The organism is Oscillibacter acetigenes, assembly GCF_025567605.1.
Taxonomy (GTDB): domain Bacteria; phylum Bacillota; class Clostridia; order Oscillospirales; family Oscillospiraceae; genus Oscillibacter; species Oscillibacter welbionis.
In genome coordinates, this window is record NZ_JAOQKG010000004.1 from 237,699 (window position 1) to 241,046 (window position 3,348).

The window sequence follows — 3,348 nt, forward strand, 5'->3', positions numbered from 1 at the left end:
CCCCCCCGCCGGGCTTTGTGATCGCTTTATTTCAGCACGTCCCCGAGATCCAGCGTGACGGTGCCGTCCTCCAGGACAAAGGCGGGGATGCCGATGCCGCCGTTTTTCTTGACGGCCTCATAGTGGGGATCGCTGTCCCGCAGGGCCAGATAGGCCTTCAGGTCCGGCAGGCTGGCGGAGAGATTCTTGAACTCGATCTCCGCCTTGACCTCGGACAGGCGGTTCAGGGCGTACAGGGTGTCGGGGCACAGGTGGCTTCCAATGACAGTGACTTTCATCTGATACCTCCGTTACTTCAGCGCGATGGCTTCGATCTCGCAGAGCACGCCCTTGGGCAGCTCCCGCACGGCCACGCAGCTGCGGGCGGGCTTGGAGGTGAAATACCTGGCGTACACCTCGTTGAAGGCGGCGAAGTCGCCCATATCCGCCAGGAAGCAGGTGGTCTTGACAACTTTGTCAAAGCCGGAACCGGCAGCCTCCAAGATGGCGCCCACGTTTTTGCAGCTCTGCTCCGCCTGGGCGGAGATACCTTCGGGGGTAGTGCCCGTGGCGGGGTCCACCGGGATCTGACCGGAGGTGATGACCAGATCTCCAAAGGCGTAGCCCTGGGAATAGGGGCCGATGGCGCCGGGGGCATTCTTGGTTTCAATGACGTTCATGTGAAAAACTCCTTTTCTAAAATTGGATAGCTGATAAAATCAATCTGGAAAGCGATGGAATCAGGCGGTCTCCTTCTTGGCGGCCACAGCCTTCACGAGCCAGTCCTTGCCCTCCACCAGACGGGTGACGATCATGGAGGCGATGGTGTCGCCGGAGGAGTTCAGGCAGGTGGCGGCAGGGTCGAAGATGAAGCCCAGGGTGGCGATGATGGGGAATGCCTCGGCGGGGAAGTTGAACATGCTGACAATCAGCATCTCGCCCACCAGGCCGCCGCCGGGAGCGCCGGAGAGCACAAAGGCGGAGAGAATGGCCACAACGATGGCCATGGCATAGGTCTCCGCGCCGACGAAGTCCTTGCCGAAGACGCCGTACAGGAAGGCGATCTTCACGATGGAACTGAGGACGGAGCCGTCCATGTGCATGGTGCAGCCCATGGGCAGCACCAGGTCGCTGACGTCCTTGGGCACGCCGATGTTGTCACAGGCCTCCTTGTTGACCGGAATGGTGGCGGCGGAGGACTGGGTGGCAAAGGCTGTGATGGCAGGCGGGAAGATGTTCTGGATCATCATCCGGACGCCCAGCTTGCCGCCGGCCAGGAAGGCATATAGCGGGAAGAAGATCACCGCATAGAGCAGGCACAGGGGATAGTAGACCAGCATGGACCGGCCGTAGTCACCCACGATCTCTGGACCATAGGTGGCAACCAGGTTGGCGAAGTAGGCGCCCAAGCCGATGGGAGCGATGAACATGATGACGCCCACGAACTTCATGATGATGTCATTCAGGTTGTTCAGCAGCTTGCCCATAGGGCTCTCGTCGCCGCCGCAGGCGGACACGCAGAAGCCGAAGATGATGGCGAAAATGATTAGGGGCAGCATGTTGGACTTATCCCACAGGTCGGAGAAATCGGACACAGTCAGGGAACTGACCAGCAGCTCGCCTGCGCTCTGGGCCTCGCCTACCTCGCCGGTGGTCAGCTGGATGGAGGCGCCTGCGGAGGGGCTGAACAGGTTGACCCAGGTCAGCACGCAGGCCGCTGCGATCAGGCCGGTGAAGATGAAGGTGCCGACGGTGGAACCCAGGATCCGGCCCAGGCGCTTCATGTTGGCCATGCTGCCCACTGCGGAGGCGATGGACACAAACACCAGAGGAACCACAATGGTGAACAGCAGATTCAGGAAGATATCGCCGATGGGCTTGATGGTGGTACCCACAGAGGGCGCGAAAGCGCCGATCAGGGCGCCGATGGCGATGCCGCCCAGAATCAGAATCAGGCCTCCGTACTGCTGCCAGAAGCTCTTCTTTTGAATGGTTGCCATGTTCTTTCTCCTTTTCCCTTATTTCTCTGCGCGCTCTTGCTGGGGATTACAGGCTGTTGACAGCGGCCTCCAGCTGGCGCATGGCCTGTTCCAAAGTGGCGCGGGGGCAGGCGGCGTTCAGGCGCATGAAGCCATTGAGGCTCCGGCCGAAGGAGCAGCCGTCGTTGAGGCCCAGCTTGGCCTTCCGGATCATGAAGTCGTGGAGCGCCTCATTGCCCATGCCCAGCTCCCGGCAGTCCAGCCACATCAGATAGGTGGCGTCGGGGGCATAGGTCTTGATCTTAGGGATGCGCTTTTCACAGTAGTCCACCACATAGTCAAAGTTGGCGGAGAGATAGGGAAGCAGCTGGTCCAGCCACTCATCGCCCTGGTTGAAGGCCGCCTCCATGGCGGTGAGGGAGAAGGCGTTGTTCCGGTGGATATCCATGTTCATCCAGAACTTGTCAAAGACCTCCTTTTTGTGCGCGTTGGGGAACACCACTGTGCTGGCCTGCAGGCCGGCCAGGTTGAAGGTCTTGGTGCCAGAGATGCCGGTGATGACGTTGGCGGCGATCTCGGGGGACAGGGTGGCAGTGGGGATGTGCTTTTTGCCGTGGAAGATCAGGTCGGAGTGGATCTCGTCGGAGACCACCAGCACGTGATGCTTCAGGCACAGTTCCATCATCCGGCGCAGCTCCTCTTCCGTCCAGACATGGCCCAGGGGGTTGTGGGGGGAGCACAGCAGGAACAGGTCCGCCTGCTTCAGTTTCTCCTCAAAGTCTGCCCAGTCAACGGTCCACTTGCCGTCCTTCTCCACGAACTGATTCTCCAGAACCTTGCGGTTCCATGCCTCGGTCATATCATAGAACTCGGAGTACACCGGCGTCTGAATCAGGACGCTGCCACCCTCCGGGGTGAACAGCTTCACGCAGGCGGACAGGGTCTGCACCACGCCCAGGCTGAAGCTCATGAGGGACTGGTCGATATCCCAGCCGTTGCGGCGCTTCTGCCAGCCCCGAATGGCCTCAAAATAGCTGTCCGGCCGGGCGGTATAGCCCCAGATGCCCTCCTCGGCCCGGGCCTTCAGGGCGTCGATGATGGGCTGGGCGGTCTTGAAGTCCATGTCCGCGATCCACAGGGGGATCACGTCCTCTGTGCCGAATTTCTTCTTCCGCTCGTCATACTTGGCGGAGTGGTTCCCGGAGCGGTCCACCACCGCGTCAAACTGGTAGGTCATTAGTATCCATCCTTTCTGCGGCGTTCTTGTGCGCTGATGCTTTGTTATATAGCAAAATATATGCCAAAAAAGCGGGAATTACCGAGGAAACGGAAAAAGAATTTAAAACAGAGGAGACAATCGGAAATTCTAACCAAAAATCTCCGGGCGGGG

The 3,348-nt window shown here is 59.7% G+C and carries 4 protein-coding genes; all 4 read right to left on the reverse strand.

All coding sequences use genetic code 11. The annotated features are described in order from the left end of the window. Nucleotides 1–26: 26 nt before the first annotated feature. From OCV80_RS09975 to OCV80_RS09990, 4 genes are read right to left on the reverse strand one after another with little or no spacing between them, the layout of a single operon-like run. Nucleotides 27–278, reverse strand: coding sequence for a hypothetical protein (locus OCV80_RS09975; RefSeq protein ID WP_021748271.1), 252 nt, complete (start codon nt 276–278; stop codon nt 27–29). A gap of 12 nt (nt 279–290) precedes the next feature. Then, on the reverse strand, nt 291–659 hold the full coding sequence (locus OCV80_RS09980; protein WP_021748272.1) for a RidA family protein: 369 nt from the start codon (nt 657–659) through the stop codon (nt 291–293). A gap of 60 nt (nt 660–719) precedes the next feature. Next, nucleotides 720–1,979, reverse strand: a complete 1,260-nt coding sequence (locus tag OCV80_RS09985; protein WP_021748273.1) for a dicarboxylate/amino acid:cation symporter — start codon at nt 1,977–1,979, stop codon at nt 720–722. Between the two features lie 46 nt (nt 1,980–2,025). Further along, on the reverse strand, nt 2,026–3,195 hold the full coding sequence (locus tag OCV80_RS09990; protein ID WP_021748274.1) for a MalY/PatB family protein: 1,170 nt from the start codon (nt 3,193–3,195) through the stop codon (nt 2,026–2,028). Between the last annotated feature and the right edge of the window lie 153 nt (nt 3,196–3,348).